Genomic DNA, 22133 nt, shown 5'->3' with positions numbered 1-22133 from the left:
AGGGTCTCCGAGGGGAGTCGGGGTCCCGGTTACTTACCCTGCCATTCGTACCAGCGCTTGGCGACCGCGTCCCGGTGTTCGGCCCAATAGGCCATGTCGAGCGTGATCTGACCCTGGCTGTGGCTGTCGGGCAGGGCGGCGGCCTCCTCGGGCTTCATCAGCGCCTTCGATCCCAGATTGATCGGCGCGTAGCCGCTGGCGCGGGCGAAATCGGCCTGGGCCTGGGCGGAGGAGGCGAAGGCGATGAACCTCATCGCCGTGTCCTTGTCCGCCACGCCCTTGGGCACGACCAGCGCGTCGGCCGCCGCCAGATTCTGCTCCCACGACACGCCGACATCGACGCCGGATTTGCGGATGGCGTCGATGCGCCCGTTCCAGAACATGCCGATGGGGGCCTCGCCCGACACCAGAAGCTGTTGCGACTGCGCGCCGCCCGACCACCAGACGATGCTGGATTTGATGGTGTCCAGCTTCTTGAAGGCGCGGTCGAGGTCGAGCGGGTAGAGCGCGTTCGGGGCGACGCCGTCGGCCAGCAAGGCCAGCTCCAGCACGCCGGGGGCCGACCATTTGTAAAGCGTGCGCTTGCCGGGGAACGTCTTCAGATCGAACAGGTCGGCCCAGCTTTTCGGTGTCTTCTTGCCGAACTGGTCCTTGTTGAAGCCCAGCACGAAGGAATAATAGAAGCTGCCGACCGAATAGGGCGTGACGAAACGCGGGTCGAGCGTGCTCTTGTCGATGATCGAGAAGTCGAGCGGCTCCAGCAGCCCGTCCTTGCCCGCCTTCACGGCGAAATCATTTTCGACATCGACGACGGTCCAGGCGGGCTTGCCGCTTTCGACCATGGCCTTCAGCTTGCCGTAATCGGTCGGACCGTCCTGGAGAACGGTCACGCCGGATTGCTTTGAGAAGGGGACCGCCCAGCTTTGCTTCTGCGCGTCCTGGGTGGTCCCGCCCCAGCTTGTGAACACCATGTCCTTGGCGTGGGCCGGGGTGCCCGACAGGGTCAGCGCGCCGAGGATGGCACCGATGACGCCGATGGACTGCAACGCTCTCATCCACACTCTCCTGTTCGTTGAATCGTCCGGGTTTGCTCCTGGTCTTGGGACGTGCGGCGCGCCGCCGTCCGGTCCTCTTGGCCCTTCCGTTGCCGGGGCCGCCGGTCAACCCAGCGGGGAGAACGGGGCGGGCTTGAGGATCTTGTTCTCCATCTCCTCGATCAGCGCCTGAAGCCTGGGCAGAAACGCCTGCCAACGCGGGTCCGCCGCCAGCGCGGCCCGGCGGGCGTCCCGGTCGTTGAGATCGCTGTAGGCCCAGATGTGGACGATCTCGTTCAGGCGACCGATCTCGGAATGGAAATAGCCGACGAGGGTGCCGAGATGCTGCCGTTGGATCGCCAGCCCGTCCTCCCCCACCAGCGCGAGATAGGCGGGAACGGCACCGGTCTTCAGCCGGTAGGTGCGCATTTCGTACAGCATCTCAGTCCCTTTGGTTGGAGCGCCGCGCCCTGCGCGTGGCGCACGGCGCGGTGCTCAGTGCTGGGCTTGATCGGGCGGATCTGCGTGTGGCACCGGTTGCGACGCCACACGATCCGCGCTAACGCATGACAAAGGGATCGGCGATCGGTTCGTCCGACGTGCGGATCCAGACCGCCTTGACCCGTGTGTATTCCAGGATCGCGTCCTGCCCGCCCTCGCGGCCCAGGCCGCTCAGGCCATAGCCGCCGAACGGCACGATGGGCGACACGGCGCGGTAGGTGTTGACCCAGACCACCCCGGCGCGGATGCGGCGGATCATCCGGTGGGCGCGGGTCAGGCTGCTGGTGAACACCCCCGCCGCCAGCCCGAAGGCGGTGTCGTTGGCCTTGGCCACCGCGTCCTCTTCGTCGTCGAAGGGGATGACGCTGAGAACCGGGCCGAACAGCTCCTCCTGCACGCAGGCGACGGACTGGTCGGCGCAGGCCAGGATCGTCGGTTCGTAGAAGAACCCGCCGCCCGCCGCGCCGTGGCGCTGCCCCCCCGTCATCAGCCGTGCGCCCGCGTTCAGGCTGCGGGCCACGACATCCTCGATGTGGGCGATCTGCCGGGCGGTGGCCAACGGCCCCATCTCCGTCGCGCGGTTCTGCGGGTCGCCGATGCGGATGGCCTTGGCCTTGTCCACCAGCCGCCCGATCAGGCGGTCGTGGATCGGGCGTTCGACCAGCAGCCGCGATCCGGCGACGCAGCTTTGCCCGGAGGCGGCGAAGATCCCGGCCACCACCGCGTTGGTCGCGCTGTCGAGATCGGCGTCGGCGAACACCACCACCGGCGATTTGCCGCCCAGTTCCAGCGTGGTGTGGGCCAGATTGGCAGCGGTGTTGCGCAGGATGTGGCGGGCGGTGGACGGCCCGCCGGTGAAGGCGACGCGCGACACCAGCGGGTGGGCGGTCAGCGTCTGCCCGCAGGCCTCGCCATGGCCGGTGACGATGTTGACCACCCCCTTGGGGAAACCGGCCTTGTCCACCAGCCGGGCAAACTCCAGCAACGGGGCCGGGCCGTCTTCCGACGCCTTGAGAACGACGGTGCAGCCAGCGGCGAGTGCGGGACCCAACTTCACCGCCGACAGGAACAGTTGCGAGTTCCACGGGACCACGGCGGCGACCACCCCGATGGGTTCGCGCCGCAGGAAGGCGTCCATGTCCGGCTTGTCCACCGGCAGGCAACGGCCTTCGATCTTGTCGGCCAAGCCGCCGTAATAGCGGTAATACTGGGCGACATAACCGATCTGGGCGCTGGTTTCGCGGATGATCTTGCCGGTGTCGCGGGTTTCCAACTGGGCCAGCGTTTCGCTGTGTTCGGCGACCAGATCGCCCAGCCGATGCAGCAACGCGCCGCGCGCCGAGGCGGTGAGACCGGCCCAGGCGGGGTCGTTCAGCGCCCGGTGGGCGGCGCGCACCGCCCGATCAACGTCGTCGGCGGTGGCGGCGGGCATGACCGCCCACGGCCGTTCGGTCGAGGGGTCGATGCTCTCAAAGGTCGAAGATCCCTCTTCGAACACACCTTCGATGTAAGCCGGAAAACGCGGCAACGGCATAGTCATCCCCTCAGCAGACAGATGTTACGCGAAGGCGGGCATCACGTTGCGGATGAAGAGTTCCAGGGATTTCTTCTTGCGCTCGTGGCTCAGGCCCGAATCGATCCACAGGCTGTATTGATCGTATCCCAGCGCTTTGTACCCGGACAGTCGGGCAATCACCTCGTCGGGCTGCCCGATGACCAGATTTCGCCGGATCAGGTCGGGCGCGTACATCGGCATTTCGGCCCGGTCCTGCGCCGTCAGCGGTTCGATGAAACCCTGGCGGATCGGGCGCTGGTTTTTGAACCACGCGCCGAAGGTGCAGTAGAAGGCGCTCAGCTCGTCGGCCAGCCGGTCGGCCTCCGCCGCGCTGTCGGCGACGAAGGTGTGTTGCAGCAGCATGATTTTGGGGCGCGGCGTTTCGGGATGGGCCGCGCAGGCGGTGTTGAACCGCTCCATCAGGCTGGCGACCTCGCCATCGCCCGAGGCCAGCGGCGTGACCTGGACGTTGCAGCCGTTGACCACGGCGAAATCGTGGGAGTTGGGATCGCGCGCCGCCACCCACAGCGGCGGGTGGCCCGCCTGCATCGGCTTGGGGGCCGAGGTGGTGGCGGGAAAGGACCAGAATTCCCCCTGATGGGCGTAATCGCCATCCCACAGCCGCCGCAGGGTCGGCACCAGCTCGCGCAGCCGCTGACCGGCGGTCCAGGCGTCGAGGCCGGGCATCAGGCGTTCGTATTCAAAGGAATAGGCCCCGCGCGCGATGCCCAGATCAAGCCGCCCGCCGGTGGCGATGTCGGTCAGCGCGGCTTCGCCCGCCAGCTTGATCGGGTGCCAGAAGGGGGCGATCACGGTCCCGGTTCCCAACCGGATGCGGCTGGTTTTCGCGGCAAGATAGGCGATGTTGATGAAGGGGTTGGGGGCGATGGTGAATTCCATGCCGTGATGCTCGCCGATCCAGGCGGCTTCAAACCCGGCGGCCTCGGCGATCTGCACCAGCTCCGTCAGCTCGTGGAACAGGTCGGCGTGGGATTTGGCTGGATCGGTTCGTTCCATATGGACGAAAAGCGAAAACTTCATGACGCGAGCCTCGCTGGAAATCCGGCACCGGTCGGCGCGGCGGTGATGGGAATGGATCAGGCGACGTGGGAGAGCGGTTGCACGGTCCCGCGTTCGGCGTCACCGACATAGATTCCGAAGCGGTCTTCCCGCCGTTCGGCGACGTAGCGGCGCAGCATGCTGCGCACCGCCCCGTCCGGCAACCGATCCCAGGGGATGTCATCGAACGGGACCAGCCGGGCGGTCGCGTCGGTCGGCGGCGCTGACAGCGTGCCGCGATAATAGATGGACTGACGGCGGTTCCCGTCATCCTCGAACACGGCGAAGAGGAAGCCGATGTCGGCGCCGCCCCCCAGCGCCTGAAGCCGGTCTCGCAACCCGCCCTCCTGTCCGGGCTTGCCCAGCGCGGCGGCGGTGGGCAGGGCAAGACCGCCGCCCTGATCCACCAGCAGCAGCACGGCACCGTCCCGTTCCAGAATGACTCCGACCTCGCTGTGTCGCCCGGCACCGGTCATCGCCGTCTGGTCCAGGCCGAAGGTGATGTAGGCCCCCCGGCAATAGCCGAGCGGGTTGACCGGCGACTGGCCAAAGCCCCGGACCTGCCCGATCAGGATGATGTGGTCGCCCGCGTCGACGCTGCGGTCGAGGGTGCAGTCCAACCAGGCCGAGGTTCCGGCGAACACCGGGTTTCCGGCGGGGCCGGGGTGCCAGGTCACGCTGGCGAAACGGTCCTCGCTGCGGGAAGCGAAGACGCGGGACACCTCGCGCTGATCCTCCGCCAGAATGTTGACGGCGTAACCGGCGGCGGCCTCGAACACCGGACGGCTGGCCGCCCCCTTGGCCAGACAGACCAGCACCAGCGGCGGGTCGAGCGAGACGGAAGTGAAGGAATTGGCGGTGAAGCCGCGCGGTTGACCTTCGGAATCGATGGTGGTGACGACCGTCACCCCGGTGGCGAAGGCCCCGAGCGCGGTGCGCAGCTCGCGGGGGTCAATTCTGTCCATGGCCGACGGTCCTTGTCCGGTTGGAGTCCTGTGGGGGAGGCGTGCTGTCAGGCCGCCTGCCCGTCGAGGGTGGAGGGATTGAGGAACGCGCGCAGCGCCGTGTTCACCGCGTCGGGCGACACCATCGCCATCATGTGGCGTTCGCCCGGCAGAATCCGCGCGCGGCCCTGCGGTGTTTCCGCCGCCATCCGATCCGACATGGCTGGGGAGGAGTTCGCGTCCAATTCCCCGGTCAGGTAGAGGACCGGCATCGCCAGCGTCGGCAGACGCCCGGCGTGTATGGCGTCGCTGGACGCGAAGATGCGGTAGGCGCGGGCGTAGCCCACCGGATCGGCGTTTTCCAGCCACTCCCGCACCTGGGTGGCCAGCGGGCGCAAGGCTGGGGGTGGGGTGTCGCCGAACCAGCGGGCGACCGCGCGGTCGGCGGCGGCGCGTGGGCCGACCCGCTCGATCTCCGCCGCGCGCTCCAGCACGGCGGCGCGCTGGTCGGTGGTGCGTTGGTACACCGCGTTCAGCGCGACCAGGCGGTTGATCCGGTCGGGATGGGCCAGGGCCAGACCCAGAGCCACCAGCGCCCCCATCGAATGGCCGACCACATCGGCCCGCGTGATCCCCAGCGCGGCGAGCAGATCGGCGGCCTGCGCCACAAAGGCATCCAGGCCCATGTCGCCGTTGCCCAGACCGCTGCCGCCATGGCCCAGCATGTCATAGGCAATGACGCGGCGGTTGCGGGCGAAGGCGGCGATTTGGGGTTCCCACACCTCCTTGCGCAGCCCGACACCGTGGATGAAGAGCAGCGGCGGCGCTTCCGCATTCCCCGCCTCTGTTGGTCCGGTCGTGCGGAAGGCGGTGAGACCCGCCATCCCGTCGCCCTGCGCCGCCGGGTCAGCCATTGGTGCTTCCCAGCTCCTGGAGGTCCTGATAGCGGTCGCCGATGCGGTGGTGCGGCCGTCCGCCGATGGACGCCCCCAGCGCCACGACGATCTCATCGGGTCCCGGCGCGTCGAGGATGGAGAACTGGATGGTGAGGTAATGGGACCGCATCCCCTCGTCGTGCTTGTGCATCAAGGGGATCACCACCGGGCAATTCGGGCCGCCACGGGTGTTGGTGAAGCTCAGATAGCTCTTGGCCCCCACCGCCGTGCGGTATTTGTTGCCAAAGCGCAGGGTGTGTATGAGCGCGGAGGCGTGTTCGACCTCGCCCGAGGTGCCGACGATGGCGGCCTTGCCATAGCCCTCGACCGCGTCGCCGCCGCCGGCGGCCTTCAGCACCTGATCGGTCAGCAATTCGCCCAGCAGCGGGGCGATGGCGTGGATCTCCGGCTTCAGATCCTCAACGAAGCCGCGCCCGGCCCAGGGATTTTTCAAAACGGCGGCAGCGGCGATCAGGGTGAAAGGCTGTGGGACCGGGCGACCGCCCTCGATCCGCGTGTCGTCGACATACAGGACGGTTTTCCGAAGTTCGAGACCCATACCGCTCTCTCCATCGAGGGGAAGCACTGGAAACGGTGCGCCGCATTGGCAAAGTCATCATCTTGTATTATGGTATACCATCATATCGTAGACCGTCAAGCGCAGCCGTGCCCCGTCGTTTGCGCGATTTGTGCGGTCCCGGATTTGGTGGTAAGGCATGCCAACACGGGTGGGAGAGACCAGAGAGATGACGGATCCGACGACCCAGGGCGTCAGCCCGATGAAGGTGGACCGCGAGATCAAGACCCTGCGCGTGCTGGCGCTGGAAAAGCTGCGCGACGCGATCGTCGGGTTGCAGTTCAAGCCGGGCGAACGGTTGGTCGAACGCGCGCTGGTCGAACGGCTGGGTGTGAGCCGCACGGTGGTGCGCGAGGCGTTGCGGCATCTGGAAACGGAAGGGTTGGTGGAAACCATCCCGCACCAGGGGCCGATCGTCGCCCATCTGTCGGTGTCGGCCGCCGCGCAGATTTACGAACTGCGCTCCATTCTGGAGGCGGCGGCGGCGCGGGCCTGCGCCCTGATGGCGGCGGAGGAGGATTTCGCCCGGTTGTCCGCCGCGCTCGACAGCATCCGCAGCGGTTACGCCGATCACGACATCAAGCGGATCCTGGACGCGACCACGCTGTTTTACGAGATCATGTTCCTCAGCGGCGGCAAGACGGTGGCGTGGGGCATCGTCCAGACGCTGAACGCCCGCATCACCCATCTGCGGGCCATGACCATCAGTTCGGCCGGTCGCAGCACGAAGGGGCCGAGCGAGATGGAGGCGATCCTGACCGCTCTGCGCGCCCGCGACGCCGACCGCGCCGAACGGGCCTGCCTGTCCCACGTCACCCAGGCGGGCGACATCGCTCTGCGCATCCTGCGCGGCGACATCGCGATCGACCAGTCGATGACCGGGCGCGTGACGACGCTCCCCGCCGATGCTCCTGACCCCGGTCCCGCTTCCGCCCCCGCTTCCGCCCCCGCTTCCGCTGCGCGTCGGCGCGGACGGCGCGTCTGAGCGCGGGTGGCGGTAAAATCCACCCTAAGGATAATGTCTTTCCTGTAGAGAATATTGTGTTGACAGGATCGGTCCCGCCCGGAACCATGCCGTCGTCGCGAGACGACCGTATGGCTCACCGGCCGCAGGGATGATGCCCCGCTCCGGACCGGTCCCACCGCCCCGCGCCCATCCCCCCGTTCCATCGCCACCGTCACCGGGACTTTGGCCAACACCCCCGCCATGGCCGGTGGGTGTGTTGCCCGCCTGCTGCCCGGACTGGCCCAGGAGGACTTCGCCATGCTCACCGCCGCATCCGCTGCCGTGCCTGAATCCGGTGCGGGACTTCGCCGTTTTGGTGTTCGCGCCAAGCTGTTGATGGCCTTCGCCGGAATGGCGGGCATGACGGTCGCCGCCAGCGCCGTGGGGTTGATGGCCTTTTCGGTGGTGGAAACGCCGATGCTGCGGATGGCAACGCAAAGTCTGCCGGACATGGAACTGGCAACCCGGCTGTCGGGTGAAAGCGGCCGCATCGCCACCGCCGCCCCGGCGCTGGACGCCGCCAGCACAGAGGCGCAGCGGGCGCGCCTGCACGCAGACAACACCGAACGGGCGCGAGTCTTTCTGGCTCTGGTGGACACGCTGGCCGCGCGCCGGTCGGGTGATGCGGCGCTGGCCGACGTGCGCGCCGCCGGCAACGCTTTGATCGGGACCCTGGAGGCGGAGAACGAGGCCGTCGCCCGTCGGCTGGCGCTGCGCGACCGGCGGGAGGCGGCGTCCGGGGCCTTGGCCGCCGCGTATGACGGGTTTCTGGGCACGCTGGCCCCCCTGGTGGAGCGGGCGGGCGAGGAGTTGCGCGGCAAGGGCGACGCCTTGAGCGACGGAACCGCGCGCGACATGGGCGGCCTGTCGGACGCCGTGCGGGCGATGATCGGGGTGTATGATCTGCGCGGGGCGATTGCCGAAGCGGTCGATGCGGTGACGCGGGCGGCGGTGGGCGAGGCGTCTGCCGTCGATTCGGCGCAGCAATCCTTTTTGGACGCCGCGTCGCGGGTGTCGGGTGCGGCGGCGGCGGTCGGCGCGCGCTTGCCGCCGGACATCCGACCCCAGATCGACGCGCTGTTCGCCATCGGCTATGGCGCGGAGAGTCCCTTTGATCGCCGTCGCCGGGCGCTGGCTGGGGGCGGTGCCGTCGTTGAGGGGCAAGGCGGGGCGGAGACGGTGCGCACCACCGCCACGGACCTTCTCGACGCGCTCGATCCGGTGCTGCGCAAGGTGCAGAGCGAGATCAAGCGGGCGAATTTCCTGGTCCGTACCCAGGTGCAGGACGCGATTCAGGAGTTGCTGGGGCGTGGTCTGGAACGGTTCCGGGCGCATCTGGAACTGTCCACCCAGGCCAGCGCCCTGGTCGGCGCGTTGAACGAGGCGGCGCAGGCCCCCGATGAACAGCGTCTGATGGTTCTGGAACGCCGCTTCTCCGAAACGGCCAGCGCGTTGGACGCGCGCATGGCCAAGCTGAGCGTGGATGGTGGCGACGAGGTGGCGGGGCTGGCGGCGCGGCTGCGCACCCTGATGACCTTCGGGGTTGGCGATGGCGGCCTGTTCAGCCTGCGCCGGGCCGAACTGGCGGCGGCCGATGACGCGCACCGGGTGCTGTCGGACAGCCGCCGCTTGGCGGAGCGCTTCGTCGGCACCGTCGATCACCAGATCAAGACCATGACCCAGGAGGCGGCGCGCGCGGTGGACGAGGCGGGCGACGTGCTCGCCACGGCCCGGCGCGTGCTGGTGCTGTTCGCTCTGGGCAGTCTGGTCGGGGCCGGGGCGTTGGCCTGGCTGGTTGTTGGCCGTCACATCGTGGGGCGGCTCAGCCGTCTGTCCGACGCGATGCACGCCATCGCCACGGGTGGCCTGGACACCGCCATTCCCCCCGCCGGGACCGACGAGATCGGCGAGATGACCCGCGCCCTGACGGTTTTCCGCGACACCGCGCGCGCCGCCCATGCGGCGAACGAGCGGGCCGAGGCCGAACGCGCCCGCGCCGAGGGGGAACGCCGTCGGACCTTGCTCGGCGTGGCGCAGACCTTCGAAAGCGGCGTGCGGCAGGTTCTGGAACGGGTGGCTCAGGCCGCGACCGAGATGCAGGGCATGTCCGAACGGATGAGCGGCAGCGCCGGGCAGACCGCGAGCGAGGCCGCGACCGCCGCCGACTCCTCCCAGCACGCCGAAGGCAATGTCAAGGCGGTGGCGGCGGCCACCGAAGAGCTGTCGGCCTCGATCCGGGAGATCGGCGGTCAGGTCAACGCCTCCAAGGAGATCGCGCGCAAGGCGGCGACGGAGGCGGAACGCACCGACCGGACGGTGGAGGGGTTGGCCCAGGCGGCGGGCCGGATCGGCGACGTCATCAGCCTGATCCAGTCCATCGCCACCCAAACCAAGCTGTTGGCCCTGAACGCCACCATCGAAGCGGCGCGCGCGGGCGAGACCGGCAAGGGTTTTGCCGTGGTGGCCAGCGAAGTGAAAAGCCTTGCCACCCAGACCGCCCAGGCAACGGAGGACATCGCCGCCCAGATCGCGGCGATGCAGGCGGTGACAGGCGAGGCGGTGGCGGCCATCCGGTCCATCGCGGGCACGATTCAGGAGGTGAACGAGATCGCCACCGTCATCGCGGCGGCGGTGGACCAGCAAAGCGCCGCCACCCGCGACATCGCCCGCAACGTGGCGGAAGCGTCGGACAGCACCCGGCACGTTCACGACCGCATCGAGTCGGTCGCCGGGGCCGCCCGTGAATCCGGTGAGGCGGCCGGCCGCGTGCTGTCGGCGTCCGGCGTGGTGCGGGAAGAGCTGCGCCGTCTGGCGGGGCAGGTCGATGCGCTGGTCGGTGATCTGCGCGCCTCCTGACCAGCCGGTCCGGACCGCGCAGCGGCCCCTGGTTGGTCCGGTTACAGGAAGCCGATGGAGATCCAGGGGATCAGCACGATCAGCAGCAGCGCCACCAGCAGCGCCCCCATGTGCGGCCAAACCCGGCGGATCGCCAGATCGGGCGACACCCGACCGATCGCGCAGGCCAGATAGAAGCCGACGCCGAAGGGCGGCATGAACAGGCCGAAGCCCATGGCGAAAACGGCGACGATGGCGTAATGCACCTCGTTCACCCCCATCATGCGGGCGATGGGGAACAGCAGCGGGCCGAACAGCACGATGGCGGGAACCCCTTCCAGCACGCTGCCCAGAATGATGAAGGCGACGGCGGAGGTCAGCAGGAAGCCCAGCTTGCCGCCCGGAACCATCGTCATCACCTCCACCAACTGGCGGGAGAAGCCGGACTGTGTCAGCGCCCAGGCCATCGCCGTGGCGGCCCCCACCACCAGCAGGATCGCCCCCGACAGCGACGCGGTTTCGACCAGGATCGGGTAGACCCGTTTCCAATCGAATTGGCGGTAGAACACCAGCCCGACGATGACGGTGTAGACGATGCCGATGGTGGACACTTCGGTGGCGGTCGCCACCCCCTCCACCACGGCGGTGCGGATGACCACCGGCAGGCCCAGGCCGGGAATGGCGACGGCGAACAGCCGCAGCTTGTCGCGCCCGGTGAAGCGCTGGACCTGCGACATGTCTTCGTTGCGCGTCTGGAAATACACGACGACGCACAGAACCGCCATGCCGACCACGGCGGGCAGAAGGCCGCCGGTGAACAGCGCGGCGATCGACACGCCGGTCACGGAACCCACGGTGATCAGCACGATGCTGGGCGGGATGGTTTCCGACATCACCGCCGAGGCCGACAGCAGCGAGGTCAGATCGCCTTCATGGTTGCCGCGCTTCTTCATTTCCGGGAACAGGGTGGGGGCCACCGCCGCCATGTCGGCGGCCTTGGCCCCGGAAATGCCGGACACCAGATACATCGCCCCCAGCAGCACATATTGCAGACCGCCGCGCAGATGGCCCAGCAGCGCCACCAGGAAGGAAATCATGGCGCGGGCCAGTCCGGCGATTTCGATCAGCGCGCCCAGCAGGATGAACATCGGCACGGCCAGCAGGATCAGATGGGACATGCCCTCGTCCATGCGGCTCGGCACGATGGTCAACGGGATTTGCGTGGCGAAGGTCAGGTAGCTGACGGTCCCCAGGCAGAAGGCAAAGGCGATGGGCGCGCCGATCACCATGCAAAAGCTGACGATGCCCAGGAAAAAGATCAACAGATTGGCGTTGCCCATCGCTTCAAAGCGGGCGGCGAGCACCCAGAACAGCCCGGCGGCGGCGGCGATCCCCAGCGCGACCACGGCGATCTGCGTCAGGCGGGCGCGCTTCAGCGTCACGTCGATGGCCGTCACCAGCATCAGGCCGAAGCCGACCAGCACGGCGGCGACGCGGAACCCCTCGCTGATTTCCAGCACGGGCGTGGTGCTGATCGACAGATCCTCGAAATGCTCCAGCGTGGCGGGCAGCAGGGCCAGCAGCAGGGCGATCACCAGCCCCATGCCCAGCGTGTCGAGCCAGGAGCGGGTTTCGTCGGGCAGGTTGCGGACGAAGGCGGTCAGGCGCATGTGCTCCCCCCGCCGCAGGGCGACGACCGCGCCCAGCATCGCCAACCACAGGAAGATGAGCGAGGCCAGTTCGTCCGACCAGACGAGCGGGGTGTGGAAGACGTAACGCGCCGTGGTCCCGCTGGCCAGCAACACCGCCTCGGCGGCGACCAGAAGGGCCGCCGCCCCTTCGGTGACGGTGGTCAGGGCGCTGTCGAACCTATGCAACAACGGGCTGCGCTGGGTGGCCGCCAGCCCGGAACGCGGCTGGGGCGGTGTCATCGCGGTGCTCATGTCGGCTCAAGCCTTGTCGAAGGAGGAGGGGACCGGGGACGGGCGGGGCCGTTCCCGGTCGCGGTTCCAGGCGCGCGTGGGCGCGGGGCGATCAGAGCGGGCCGGAGTATTTTTCCAGAATGCTCCAGGCGGCCTCGCCGTATTTCCCCTTGAACTCCTCATAGAACCCGGCGGCCTTCAGGGCATCGCGGAACGGCTTCTTGTCGGGGTCGGTGAAGACGATGCCGGCGGCCTGCATCGCGTCCACCGCCTGTTCGTTCAGGATGGCGACGTCCTCGCGCTCCTTCACGGCGGCGGCGGCGAAATGCTTGGAAATGCTGGCCTGGATGTCGGCGGGCAGGGTCGCCCACTTCTTGTTGCCCATGAAGATGTAATGGCCGTCCCAGATGTGGCCGGTGCGGGCGACGTATTTCTGCACCTCGTACAGCTTGGCGCTCTGGATCAGGGCCAGCGGGTTTTCCTGCCCGTCCACCACGCGGGTCTGCAAGGCGGCGTACAGCTCGCCGAACTGGATCGGCGTCGGCGACGCGCCCAGCCCCTTGAACACCGACACCCACAGCGGGTTGCCCGGCACGCGGATTTTCAGGCCCTTCAGATCGTCGGGCGAGTTCACCGGCTTGCCGCTGGTGGTGATGTTGCGATAGCCGTTGTCCAGCATCTTGTCAAAGGCGTGCAGCCCGGCCTTGTCGAAGGCGGCGCGGACATGCGCGCCCAGTTCGCCGTCCATCGCCGCCCACACCTGCTTGTAATCGGCAAAGGCGAAGGCGACGGCGTTGATGCTGGCGACCGGAACGATGGTCTGGTTGACGCCGGAGGTGGACATGAAATCCAGCGCGCCGGAACGCACCTGGCTGAACATCTCCGGCTCGCTGCCCATCTGGCTGTTGGGGAACACCTGGATGTCCACCTGCCCGCCGGTTTCGGCCTTGATCGCCTCGGCCGCTTCGGTGATGCGCAGCACGGCGGGGTGGTCGGCGGGGAAGGCGGTCCCGTAGCGCAAGCGATACTTCGCCTGGGCGGCGGCGTCCTGCGGCAACGCGGTCAGCAGGGCGACGGCGGCGCACAGGGTGGCCAGCGCGCCGGTGACGCGGCGGCGGGTGAGGGCGGTGGTCATGATTGATAATCCTCCCGGATGATGGGTGTTTTGATTGGGTGCGGCGGTGACGGCGGTCAGAGGCTGAAATCCAACTGGACCTTCACCGTGCGGCCCGGATCGCGTTCGATCAGGGCAAAGGCTTCGGCGGCGTCGGCCGCCGGGAACACCTGGGTGATGAGTTTTTCGGGCTGCAACCGACCGGTTTCGATCCAGTCGATCACCTGCGGCAGCAACCGACGGTTCAGGCGGGAACCGACAAGCGTCAGCTCCTTCTTGACGATTTCCTGCTGGCTGATGTTGCAGGGGGCGGGCGAGAAGCCGAGCAGGCCGATGCGCCCTGCCGGGCTGGCGACGCGGCAGGCCTCCTCCAGCAGGGCGGGAACCCCGGCCCCGTCGATGACGATGGTCGGCCCCAGCCCGTCATTCTCGTCGCGCACGGCGTCGGGCACCGACTGGCGGGTGGAGTTCAGGGTCACGTCCGCGCCGAAATCGCGGGCGCGCTCCAGCCGGGCGTCGTCCAGATCGACGACGATGCAGCGCGCGCCGTGCAGCTTGGCCACCTGCACCACCGTCAGCCCAACGGTTCCCGCGCCATAGATCAGCACGATGTCGTCGGCTCCGATGCCGGTGCGGGACAGCACGTTCGCGGCGATGGACAGCGGTTCGGCCAGCGCGGCGATGGAAAAGGGCAGGTCGTGGCGGACCTTGATGGCGTTGGCGGCGGGCACGGCGACCCGGTTGCGGAATCCGCCGTCGCGGTGGACGCCGAACACCTCCAGCGTGCCGCACACGTTGGTGCGCCCGGCGCGGCAGGCGTAGCAGCGCCCGCAGGACACCACCGGATCGACGACGACGTGGTCGCCGACCGCCACCGTTTCCACCCCGGCCCCGACCGCCTCGACGATTCCGGCGAACTCGTGGCCGATGACGCGGGGGTAGACGGCGAACGGGTTGGCTCCGTGATAGATGTGCATGTCGGAGCCGCAGATTCCCGCGCGCTGGACACGAACCAGAACCTCTCCGGCGGCGACCGTCGGGTCGGTGTCCGGGACCATGGCCAAGGCGTGGGGTTTTTCGACGAGCAGGGCAACCATGGGATCACTCCCTCACAAACAGCAGGGGGAAAACGGGTCGGTGACGGATCAGGCGGCGGTGAGCACGGCGCGCGCGCCCTCGATGAACAGGCGGCGCAGCGCGGCGCGCACCGGGTCGGTGAAACGCGGGTCGGCGGGCAGATCGGTGCCGAACACGGCGGTCAGGCCCAGCAGCCCATCCGCCAACCGGTCGGGATCGCCCCCCGCCTTGGCGGCGATGGCGGCGAGTTGGTCGGCCATCGGGTCGCGCACGTCGATGGCTTGGCCCCGTTCGTCCACCCCGGCGGCGTAGCGCATCCAGGCCGCCACCCCCAGCGCCAGCCGGTCGATGGTCAGGCCCGCTGCCAGCCGGTCGCGCGCGGTTCCCAGCAGCCGTTGCGGCAGCTTTTGCGTGCCGTCCATGGCGATCTGCCAGGTGCGGTGCCGCAGCGCCGGGTTGCGGAACCGTTCCAGCAGCGCGGCCTTGTAACCGTCCAGATCGGCACCGGGCGGCAGATGCAGCGTCGGCCCGGCCTCCTCGTCCATCAGGCCCCGGATCAGGCGGGCCATGCCGGGATCGGCGATGGCCTCGGCCACCGTCTCGTACCCGGCGAGGTAGCCGAGATAGGCGAGGGTGGAGTGGCTGCCGTTGAGCAGGCGCAGCTTCATGGTTTCATAGGGATGGACGTCGGCGACCATCTCCACCCCCACCGTGTCCCAGGCCGGACGCCCGACGGGAAAGCGGTCCTCCACCACCCATTGGGTGAAGCGTTCGGTCATCACCGGCCAGGCGTCGGCCACGCCCAGCGCGGCGGCCATGCGGGCGCGGTCGTCGTCGGTGGTGGCGGGTACGATGCGGTCGACCATGCTGTTGGGGCAGGCCACCGCCTCGGCCACCCACGCGCCAAAGGCGGGGTCGCGCAGGCTGGCGAAGCGGCGCAGCAGACCGGCCAGCGTGTCGCCGTTGCTGGGCAGGTTGTCGCAGCTCAACACCGTGAAGGGAACCAGCCCGGCGGCGCGGCGGCGGGCCAGCGCCTCGACCAGGAAGCCCAGCGCGGTGCGCGGCTGTTGCGGGTTGGCCAGATCATGCACGATGTCGGGATGGGCTTCGTTCAGCGCGCCGGTGGCCGGGTCGTGGCAATAGCCCTTTTCCGTCACGGTCAGGGTGACGATGCGCACCGACGGGCGGGTCAAGCGGTCAAGCACCGCCGCCGGATCCTCCGGGGCGACCAGCCCCTCCAGCACGCTGCCGACGACGCGCAGGGTCTGGCCGTCGGCGTCGCGGATCGCCACGCTGTACAGCCCATCCTGCGGGGCGAGCGCGTCGCGGGTGTCGGGGCTGCGCAGGCTGACGCCGATGATGCCCCACGGGCCGAAGGCGCGGTTCAAAGCCTCGTCGGTGTAGACGGCCTGGTGGGCGCGGTGGAACGCCCCCAGGCCGAGATGGACGATTCCCGGCTCCAGCGCGGCGCGGTCGTAGCCTGGGCGCTGGACGGTGGTGGGCAGGTTGGGCAGGGCGGCGGGGGAAAGGCGCATGGTGGAGTGGTGCATGGCGCTCACCAGTTCCACAGGGTGCCGTCGGCCAGCCGGGCGACCGGCAGGGCGGCGGGGGCGTAGGGGTATTTGGCGGCGAGTTCCTCGTCGATCTCCACACCATGGCCGGGGGTTTCGCCCGGATGCATGTAACCGTCGGTCAGCGTGTAGCTGTGCGGGAACACGGTGTCGGTTTCCGGGCTGTGCTCCATATGCTCCTGCACCCCCAGATTGGGGATGGCGAGGCCGAGATGGAGTGCTGCCCCCATGCAGACCGGCGACAGATCGGTCGCCCCGTGGCAGCCGGTGCGCACCTGATAGAGCGCGGCCAGATCAGCGATGCGGCGCAGGTGGGTGATGCCGCCCGCGTGCGCCACCGACGCGCGGATGTAGTCGATCAACTGGTTCTGGATCAGATCCTTGCAATCCCAGACGCTGTTGAACACCTCGCCCACGGCGATGGGGGTGGTGGTGTGCTGGCGGATCAGGCGGAACGCCTCCTGGTTTTCCGCCGGTGTCGGGTCCTCCATCCAGAACAGGCGGTAGGGTTCCAGGCTCTTGCCCAGCCGCGCGGCCTCGATCGGGGTCAGCCGGTGGTGAACGTCGTGCAGCAGATGCGGCCCCATGCCGTATTTCACGCGCAGCGCCTCGAACAGCGAGGGCACGAAATCGAGATAGGCTTCGGTCGACCACACCGATTCCTGCGGCAGCCCCTTGGTCGCCGGTTCGTAGAATTTTCCCTTGGCGATGCCATAGACGCCCGACAGGCCGGGAACGCCCGACTGCGCGCGGATCGCCTTGTAGCCCTTTTCGATGTATTCGCCGACGCGGTCGAGCGTTTCGGGCACGTCGCGCCCGTTGGCGTGGGCGTAGACCATCACCCCGTCGCGGCTCTGCCCGCCGAGAAGCTGGTAGAGCGGCAGACCGGCGATCTTGCCCTTGATGTCCCACAGGGCGGTGTCCACGGCGGCGATGGCCGCCATGGTCACGGGGCCGCGCCGCCAATAGGCCCCCCGGTAGAGATACTGCCAGATGTCCTCGATCCGCTGCGGGTCGCGCCCGATCAGGCAGGGGATGACGTGGTCGGTCAGATAGGAGGCGACCGACAACTCGCGGCCGTTCAGCGTCGCGTCGCCCAGGCCGGTGACGCCCTCGTCGGTTTCGATCTTCAGGGTGACGAAGTTGCGGCCGGGGCAGGTGACGATGATGCGGGCGTTGGTGATCTTCATGGCGCAAATCCACTCAGGATGAGGGCAAGCGAGCGCGTGGCCGGAATCGGGGGATCCGGCGCGGCGTCGGGCGTGGGGATGTCGGGGCGCGCGCCGACGGTCCGCCCAAAGGGCGGGGCACGATGCGCGGTGAAGCGGGTGGTCGGTTGCGGGTGTCGGGGGTGCTGCCCGGATCCGTTGCGGGTCAGCGCGCCGGGTCGGCCGGGGTGTCCTCGAAATACTCTTGGTTGGTGGCGGCGATGCGGTCGATGGCGTCGAACACGCTGCGCAGATGCGCGCGCATCGCCGCCTCGGCTCCATCGGCGTCGCGGGCGCGCGTGCGCTCGATGATGACGCGGTGCTGGTCAAAGATCATGGCGAGCCAGTCGGCGCTTTCCAGCGACAGGCAGCGCACGCGGTCCAACTGCGCCTTGACGTCCAGAATCAGGTTCCACACCGCCGGGCGACCGGCGATGCGGATCAGGTCGGCGTGCATCGCCTCGTCGGCGGCGAAAAAGGCGGCGGCGTCGTTGGCGGCGACCGCGCGCTCCTGCGCGGCCAGATGGCGGTCCAGGGCGCTGGCCTGCACCGGGTCCAGCCGTTCGGCGGCCAGCCGGATGGTGCGGCATTCCAGCGTCTCGCGCACGAATTGGCTGTCGGCCACCGCCGTCAATTGGATGGGGGCGACAAAGGTGCCGACCTGCGGGACCACGCGCAGGAATCCATCGTCGGACAGCCGCCGCACCGCGTCGCGCACCGGCGTGCGGCTGACGCCGAACTGCGCGGCGAGCTTGGTTTCCGACAGCCCTTCGCCGGGCCGCAGATCCCCGTTCAGGATCGCGTGGCGCAAGGTGTCATACACATCGTGCTGACGCGGACCGCGCGCGGTGGCGGAATGGGGCAAGGGCATGATCGGTGCGCACCGTTGGGTCAACAAACTTGTATACTAGCGTACAAGCATTCATGCCCCAGCGCAACAGCCAATCTGGGAAGGTGACGGGACGGGCGTCCGCATCCGCGTTTTTGTTGGTTCGCGACTCCAACAAAAGACTTTACGAATGGCAAAGTTAGCGCTAACACTAACGCCGCTTCAACGCATCGCCGCTCTGGCCATCCCGGTTTTGTCGCCGGGTGGCTCGCGGCGGCGCGGTAATGATAGCGCTAACATAACGATCGCGCACCGGCTGACCAGGCTGGGCGCGTCGGTCTTCCAGCGGAAATGGATGCTCATGATCGGTCCACCCATTGTCGTGGTCATGGGGGTGTGCGGCTGCGGCAAATCCAGCGTCGGGCGCGGCTTGGCGCAGGCGCTGGGTTGTGCCTTCATCGAAGGCGACGCCCACCACCCCGAGGCCAACATCGCCAAAATGTCGGCGGGCGTGCCGTTGACCGACGCCGACCGCGAAGGCTGGCTGGCCGTGCTGGCCGGTTTCATCGCCGACGCCGACCGCCGGAGCGAGGCGCTGGTGGTGGCCTGTTCCGCCCTGAAGCGGCGCTACCGCGACCAGTTGCGCGGCGACAGCGCGCGGGTGCGGTTCCTGCATCTGGACGGGACCAAGGCGGTGATCGCCGACCGCATGGCGGCGCGCACCGCCCATTTCATGCCGACCGCGCTGATCGACAGCCAATTCGCCGATCTGGAAGCGCCCGGACCGGAGGAAAACGCCCTGACCCGGTCGATCCTGTTGCCGGTCGACCAGATTGTGGCGGACGCTTGCGGTTATCTGACCAACAACGGCAAGGCGGCGACCGCGACCGCCGGGGGGAACGCATGATGGGTGTGGCTGATCGGCTGGAAAAAATCACCGAATGGATCATGGCGGCGATGCTGGCCGTGATGGTCGCGCTGATCTTCGGCAATGTGGTCCTGCGCTACGCCTTCAACAGCGGCATCGTCGCGGCGGAGGAAATCTCCCGCCTGATGTTCGTCTGGCTGGTGTTCCTGGGGGCGACGCTGGCGCTGCGCCACCAACAGCATCTGGGGTTGGAACTGCTCCAGGCCCGCTTGCCGTTCAAGGCGCGGCGGGCCTGCGCGGTGGTGGCGCATCTGCTGATGCTCTACGCCCTGTGGCTGTTCATCGAGGGCAGTTGGATTCAGCTGCTGATCGGCCTGGAAACCCGTTCCACCGTGCTGCGCTTCCCCATGGCCTTCTACGCGGCGGCGGGGTTCTTCCCGGCCATCGCCATGGCGCTGACCGTGCTGGCCAATCTGTGGCGCATCCTGGCGGGCGACGCCAAGGCCCGCATCCCCGGCGACCCGAACGCGGCCTTTGGCGCCGCGCCGGTCGAGCATTGATCCCCGTCGCATTGATCCGCAAGGACGGACCCACGCCATGACCCTGACGATTTTCCTGTCCTCGCTGTTCGGCTTCATGCTGCTGGGGATGCCCATCGCCTTCGCGCTGATGCTGACCGGCGTCGCGCTGATGGTCCATCTCGACTTTTTCGACGCGCAGCTGGTCGCCCAGAACATGCTGAGCGGGGCCGACAATTTCCCGCTGATGGCCGTTCCCTTCTTCATCCTGGCCGGTGAGCTGATGAACGCGGGCGGCATTTCCCAGCGCATCATCAATCTGGCGGTCAGCCTGGTCGGCCACATCAAGGGCGGCTTGGGCTATGTCACCATCGGCGCGTCGGTGATGCTGGCCAGCCTGTCCGGGTCGGCCATCGCCGACACCGCCGCGCTCGCCACCCTGCTGATCCCGATGATGCGCGACCATGGCTATCCGGTGCCGCGTTCGGCCGGTCTGATCGCGTCGGGCGGCATCATCGCCCCGATCATTCCGCCCAGCATGCCGTTCATCATCTTCGGCGTCACCACCAACACCTCGATCAGCTCGCTGTTCATGGCGGGGATCGTGCCCGGCCTGCTGATGGGCATCGGTCTGGTCGCGGCCTGGATGTTCGTGGTCCGCGACATGACGGTGAAGCTGCAACCCAAGGCGAGCGGGCGTGAGCGGGTGAAGGCGCTGGTCGACGGCGTGTGGGCGCTGGCCCTGCCGGTCATCATCATCGGCGGGTTGCGCGGCGGGCTGTTCACCCCGACCGAGGCCGCCGTGGTCGCCGCCGTCTATTCGCTGTTCGTCGCGCTGTTCATCTACCGCCAGGTGACGTTGGCGCAGATCGTGCCGCTGCTGGTCCAGGCGGCGCGCACCACCAGCACGGTGATGTTCCTGTGCGCGGCGGCGCTGGTGTCGTCCTACATGGTCACGCTGGCCGATCTGCCGCAGCAGATGACCGAGCTGCTGCACCCGCTGATGGATCAACCCAAGCTGTTGATGCTGGCCATCGCGCTGCTGCTGCTGGCGGTGGGCACGGTGATGGATCTGACGCCGACCATCCTGGTTCTGGGGCCGGTCCTGACCCCGCTGGCGGTGGCGGCGGGCATCGACCCGACCTATTTCGGGGTGATGTTCGTGCTGATCGGCACGCTGGGCCTGATCCACCCGCCGGTCTGCACGGTGCTGAACGTGGTGTGCGGCGTCGCCCGCATCTCGCTGGAAAGCGCCACGCGCGGCATCTGGCCCTTCCTGCTGACCTACATCGTGCTGACCGGCCTGCTGATCGCCGTGCCGGAGATCATCACGGTCCCGCTGCGCGCCTTCAAATAAGCCCCCCTTGCAAAACGCCGTTGCCAAAAACCGCAAAACACACCGTTGGGAGAACGACACCATGACGCTGTTCCGCAAACTGCTGCTGGCCACCGGGCTGGCCGCCGCCATCCTCGCTCCGGTCGCGGCCTCTGCGCAGGACATCAAGCCGCGCATCATCCGCTTCGGCTATGGCCTGTCGGAGTCCAGCAACCAGGGCCGCGCGGTGAAATTCTTCGCCGAGGAGCTGGCCAAGCGGTCGGGCGGCAAGCTGAAGCTGAAGGGCTTCGGCGACGCCAGCCTGGGCAACGACATCCAGATGCAGAACGCGCTGATCGGCGGCGCGCAGGAGATGATGGTCGGCTCCACCGCCACGCTGGTCGGCATCGTCAAGGATTTCGGCGTCTATGACCTGCCCTTCCTGTTCAACGACGAGGCGGAGGCCGACGCCGTGCTCGACGGGCCGTTCGGCCAGAAGCTGATCGCGTCGCTGAACGAAAAGGGGCTGGTCGGGCTGGTCTATTGGGAAAACGGTTTCCGCAACCTGACCAACAGCAAGCGCGCGGTGACGAAGATCGAGGATCTGAGCGGCATCAAGCTGCGCGTCATGCAGAACCCGGTCTACATCGACATGTTCAACCGCTTTGGCGCGAACGCGGTTCCGCTGGCCTTCTCCGAACTCTTCACCGCGCTGGAAACCGGCACGGTGGACGGCCAGGAAAACCCGGTGACGACGATCCTGTCCTCCAAATTCTACGAGGTCCAGGGCTACATGACGATCTCGCGCCACGTCTACAGCCCGTGGATCGTGCTGGCGAGCAAGCGTTGGTACGACGGCCTGTCGGCCGACGAGCGCAAGATCCTGAACGAGGCCGCCGTCGCGTCCCGCGCCTTCGAGCGCAAGGACAGCCGCGAGGCCACCACCCAGAGCCTGGCCCTGTTGAAGGAAAAGGGCATGAAGATCAACGAGCTGAGCGCGGCCGAGGTCGCCCGCATGCGCGAGATGGTCAAGCCCGCCTTTGACAAATACGCCGCCGAGGGTGGGGCGGAGCTGCTGAAGGATCTCCAGGCCGAAATCGCCAAGGTCCGCAAGCCGTAAGGCCAAAGCCACGGGTGCCCGTCACCCCCGCCGTCTCCCCCAAGGGGTAAGGCTGCGGGGGTGTCCGGGTGAACGCGTCCGGGCGAACGGCCTTGCGTTGCGCCGTTTGCCCGGACACTCTGCCCCGGTTTTCGCTGACCGGGGT

The 22133-nt window shown here is 68.1% G+C and carries 19 protein-coding genes; 6 read left to right on the top strand and 13 right to left on the bottom strand.

Annotation, left to right across the window (positions count from 1 at the left end; translation table 11 throughout):
* Positions 1–29 precede the first annotated feature (29 nt).
* The 7 genes from EJ903_RS09890 to EJ903_RS09860 form a co-directional block, all read right to left on the bottom strand.
* Complete coding sequence (locus tag EJ903_RS09890; protein WP_126614635.1) at positions 30–1055, bottom strand: ABC transporter substrate-binding protein; 1026 nt, start codon at positions 1053–1055, stop codon at positions 30–32.
* Between the two features lie 105 nt (positions 1056–1160).
* A complete protein-coding gene (locus EJ903_RS09885; RefSeq protein WP_126614633.1) occupies positions 1161–1475 on the bottom strand; it encodes an NIPSNAP family protein in 315 nt (104 codons plus the stop codon).
* A gap of 118 nt (positions 1476–1593) precedes the next feature.
* Positions 1594–3069 carry an aldehyde dehydrogenase gene (locus tag EJ903_RS09880; protein ID WP_126614631.1) on the bottom strand — a complete coding sequence of 492 codons (1476 nt, stop codon included), beginning with the start codon at positions 3067–3069 and terminating at the stop codon, positions 1594–1596.
* A gap of 24 nt (positions 3070–3093) precedes the next feature.
* Positions 3094–4131, bottom strand: coding sequence for an LLM class flavin-dependent oxidoreductase (locus EJ903_RS09875; protein WP_126614629.1), 1038 nt, complete (start codon positions 4129–4131; stop codon positions 3094–3096).
* Positions 4132–4187: 56 nt separating this feature from the next.
* The gene (locus tag EJ903_RS09870; protein WP_126614627.1) at positions 4188–5114 is read right to left on the bottom strand and encodes a flavin reductase family protein; all 927 of its coding nucleotides are present in this window, start codon (positions 5112–5114) and stop codon (positions 4188–4190) included.
* 47 nt (positions 5115–5161) lie between these two features.
* On the bottom strand, positions 5162–6007 hold the full coding sequence (locus EJ903_RS09865; RefSeq protein ID WP_126614625.1) for an alpha/beta fold hydrolase: 846 nt from the start codon (positions 6005–6007) through the stop codon (positions 5162–5164).
* Entirely contained in the window at positions 6000–6587 is a 588-nt protein-coding gene (locus EJ903_RS09860) for an amino acid synthesis family protein (protein WP_126614623.1), read from the bottom strand. Before EJ903_RS09860 ends, EJ903_RS09865 begins: the two co-directional genes overlap by 8 nt.
* A 187-nt stretch (positions 6588–6774) precedes the next feature.
* On the opposite strand from EJ903_RS09860, the gene EJ903_RS09855 reads away from it, so the two are divergent.
* Positions 6775–7590, top strand: a complete 816-nt coding sequence (locus EJ903_RS09855) for a GntR family transcriptional regulator (protein WP_174237275.1) — start codon at positions 6775–6777, stop codon at positions 7588–7590.
* Between the two features lie 279 nt (positions 7591–7869).
* Positions 7870–10467, top strand: a complete 2598-nt coding sequence (locus EJ903_RS09850; protein WP_126614621.1) for a methyl-accepting chemotaxis protein — start codon at positions 7870–7872, stop codon at positions 10465–10467.
* Positions 10468–10508: 41 nt separating this feature from the next.
* Here the strand turns inward: EJ903_RS09850 and EJ903_RS09845 are convergent, their stop codons facing one another.
* From EJ903_RS09845 to EJ903_RS09820, 6 genes are all read right to left on the bottom strand, one after another.
* On the bottom strand, positions 10509–12389 hold the full coding sequence (locus tag EJ903_RS09845) for a TRAP transporter large permease (RefSeq protein WP_246015412.1): 1881 nt from the start codon (positions 12387–12389) through the stop codon (positions 10509–10511).
* 91 nt (positions 12390–12480) lie between these two features.
* Positions 12481–13503: a TRAP transporter substrate-binding protein gene (locus EJ903_RS09840; protein WP_126614619.1), complete on the bottom strand. Its 1023-nt coding sequence runs from the start codon at positions 13501–13503 to the stop codon at positions 12481–12483.
* A 56-nt stretch (positions 13504–13559) separates the two neighbouring features.
* Positions 13560–14579, bottom strand: a complete 1020-nt coding sequence (locus EJ903_RS09835) for a Zn-dependent oxidoreductase (RefSeq protein ID WP_126614617.1) — start codon at positions 14577–14579, stop codon at positions 13560–13562.
* A 48-nt stretch (positions 14580–14627) separates the two neighbouring features.
* Positions 14628–16109 (bottom strand): mannitol dehydrogenase family protein, encoded by a 1482-nt coding sequence (locus EJ903_RS09830; protein WP_246015410.1) that lies wholly within the window; start codon positions 16107–16109, stop codon positions 14628–14630.
* A gap of 5 nt (positions 16110–16114) precedes the next feature.
* Complete coding sequence (gene manD, locus EJ903_RS09825) at positions 16115–17320, bottom strand: D-mannonate dehydratase ManD (protein WP_126614615.1); 1206 nt, start codon at positions 17318–17320, stop codon at positions 16115–16117.
* 184 nt (positions 17321–17504) lie between these two features.
* Entirely contained in the window at positions 17505–18209 is a 705-nt protein-coding gene (locus EJ903_RS09820; protein WP_126614613.1) for a GntR family transcriptional regulator, read from the bottom strand.
* Between the two features lie 319 nt (positions 18210–18528).
* Between EJ903_RS09820 and EJ903_RS09815 the strand changes: the two genes are divergently transcribed.
* The 4 genes from EJ903_RS09815 to EJ903_RS09800 all read left to right on the top strand — a co-directional run bounded on the left by EJ903_RS09815 (position 18529) and on the right by EJ903_RS09800 (position 21988).
* Positions 18529–19074, top strand: a complete 546-nt coding sequence (locus tag EJ903_RS09815; protein WP_246015408.1) for a gluconokinase — start codon at positions 18529–18531, stop codon at positions 19072–19074.
* Complete coding sequence (locus EJ903_RS09810; protein ID WP_126614611.1) at positions 19071–19595, top strand: TRAP transporter small permease; 525 nt, start codon at positions 19071–19073, stop codon at positions 19593–19595. The genes EJ903_RS09815 and EJ903_RS09810 overlap by 4 nt, the downstream gene beginning before the upstream one ends.
* A gap of 37 nt (positions 19596–19632) precedes the next feature.
* Positions 19633–20910: a TRAP transporter large permease gene (locus EJ903_RS09805; protein ID WP_126614609.1), complete on the top strand. Its 1278-nt coding sequence runs from the start codon at positions 19633–19635 to the stop codon at positions 20908–20910.
* A gap of 61 nt (positions 20911–20971) precedes the next feature.
* The gene (locus EJ903_RS09800) at positions 20972–21988 is read left to right on the top strand and encodes a TRAP transporter substrate-binding protein (protein WP_126614607.1); all 1017 of its coding nucleotides are present in this window, start codon (positions 20972–20974) and stop codon (positions 21986–21988) included.
* Positions 21989–22133 lie beyond the last annotated feature (145 nt).

The sequence above is a fragment of the Azospirillum griseum genome (assembly GCF_003966125.1).
GTDB lineage: Bacteria > Pseudomonadota > Alphaproteobacteria > Azospirillales > Azospirillaceae > Azospirillum > Azospirillum griseum.
Note: the sequence above shows the minus strand (reverse complement) of the source record. Positions and strands in the feature narration are given on the sequence as shown.

Coding starts and splice junctions, on each gene's coding strand:
- EJ903_RS09850 (WP_126614621.1), top strand. CDS start 7,870: ATGCTCACCGCCGCATCCGCTGCCGTGCCTGAATCCGGTGCGGGACTT.
- EJ903_RS09800 (WP_126614607.1), top strand. CDS start 20,972: ATGACGCTGTTCCGCAAACTGCTGCTGGCCACCGGGCTGGCCGCCGCC.
- EJ903_RS09880 (WP_126614631.1), bottom strand. CDS start 3,069: ATGCCGTTGCCGCGTTTTCCGGCTTACATCGAAGGTGTGTTCGAAGAG.
- EJ903_RS09815 (WP_246015408.1), top strand. CDS start 18,529: ATGATCGGTCCACCCATTGTCGTGGTCATGGGGGTGTGCGGCTGCGGC.
- EJ903_RS09865 (WP_126614625.1), bottom strand. CDS start 6,007: ATGGCTGACCCGGCGGCGCAGGGCGACGGGATGGCGGGTCTCACCGCC.
- EJ903_RS09845 (WP_246015412.1), bottom strand. CDS start 12,389: ATGAGCACCGCGATGACACCGCCCCAGCCGCGTTCCGGGCTGGCGGCC.
- EJ903_RS09830 (WP_246015410.1), bottom strand. CDS start 16,109: ATGCACCACTCCACCATGCGCCTTTCCCCCGCCGCCCTGCCCAACCTG.
- EJ903_RS09870 (WP_126614627.1), bottom strand. CDS start 5,114: ATGGACAGAATTGACCCCCGCGAGCTGCGCACCGCGCTCGGGGCCTTC.
- EJ903_RS09820 (WP_126614613.1), bottom strand. CDS start 18,209: ATGCCCTTGCCCCATTCCGCCACCGCGCGCGGTCCGCGTCAGCACGAT.
- EJ903_RS09840 (WP_126614619.1), bottom strand. CDS start 13,503: ATGACCACCGCCCTCACCCGCCGCCGCGTCACCGGCGCGCTGGCCACC.
- EJ903_RS09885 (WP_126614633.1), bottom strand. CDS start 1,475: ATGCTGTACGAAATGCGCACCTACCGGCTGAAGACCGGTGCCGTTCCC.
- manD (WP_126614615.1), bottom strand. CDS start 17,320: ATGAAGATCACCAACGCCCGCATCATCGTCACCTGCCCCGGCCGCAAC.
- EJ903_RS09805 (WP_126614609.1), top strand. CDS start 19,633: ATGACCCTGACGATTTTCCTGTCCTCGCTGTTCGGCTTCATGCTGCTG.
- EJ903_RS09890 (WP_126614635.1), bottom strand. CDS start 1,055: ATGAGAGCGTTGCAGTCCATCGGCGTCATCGGTGCCATCCTCGGCGCG.
- EJ903_RS09875 (WP_126614629.1), bottom strand. CDS start 4,131: ATGAAGTTTTCGCTTTTCGTCCATATGGAACGAACCGATCCAGCCAAA.
- EJ903_RS09835 (WP_126614617.1), bottom strand. CDS start 14,579: ATGGTTGCCCTGCTCGTCGAAAAACCCCACGCCTTGGCCATGGTCCCG.
- EJ903_RS09855 (WP_174237275.1), top strand. CDS start 6,775: ATGACGGATCCGACGACCCAGGGCGTCAGCCCGATGAAGGTGGACCGC.
- EJ903_RS09860 (WP_126614623.1), bottom strand. CDS start 6,587: ATGGGTCTCGAACTTCGGAAAACCGTCCTGTATGTCGACGACACGCGG.
- EJ903_RS09810 (WP_126614611.1), top strand. CDS start 19,071: ATGATGGGTGTGGCTGATCGGCTGGAAAAAATCACCGAATGGATCATG.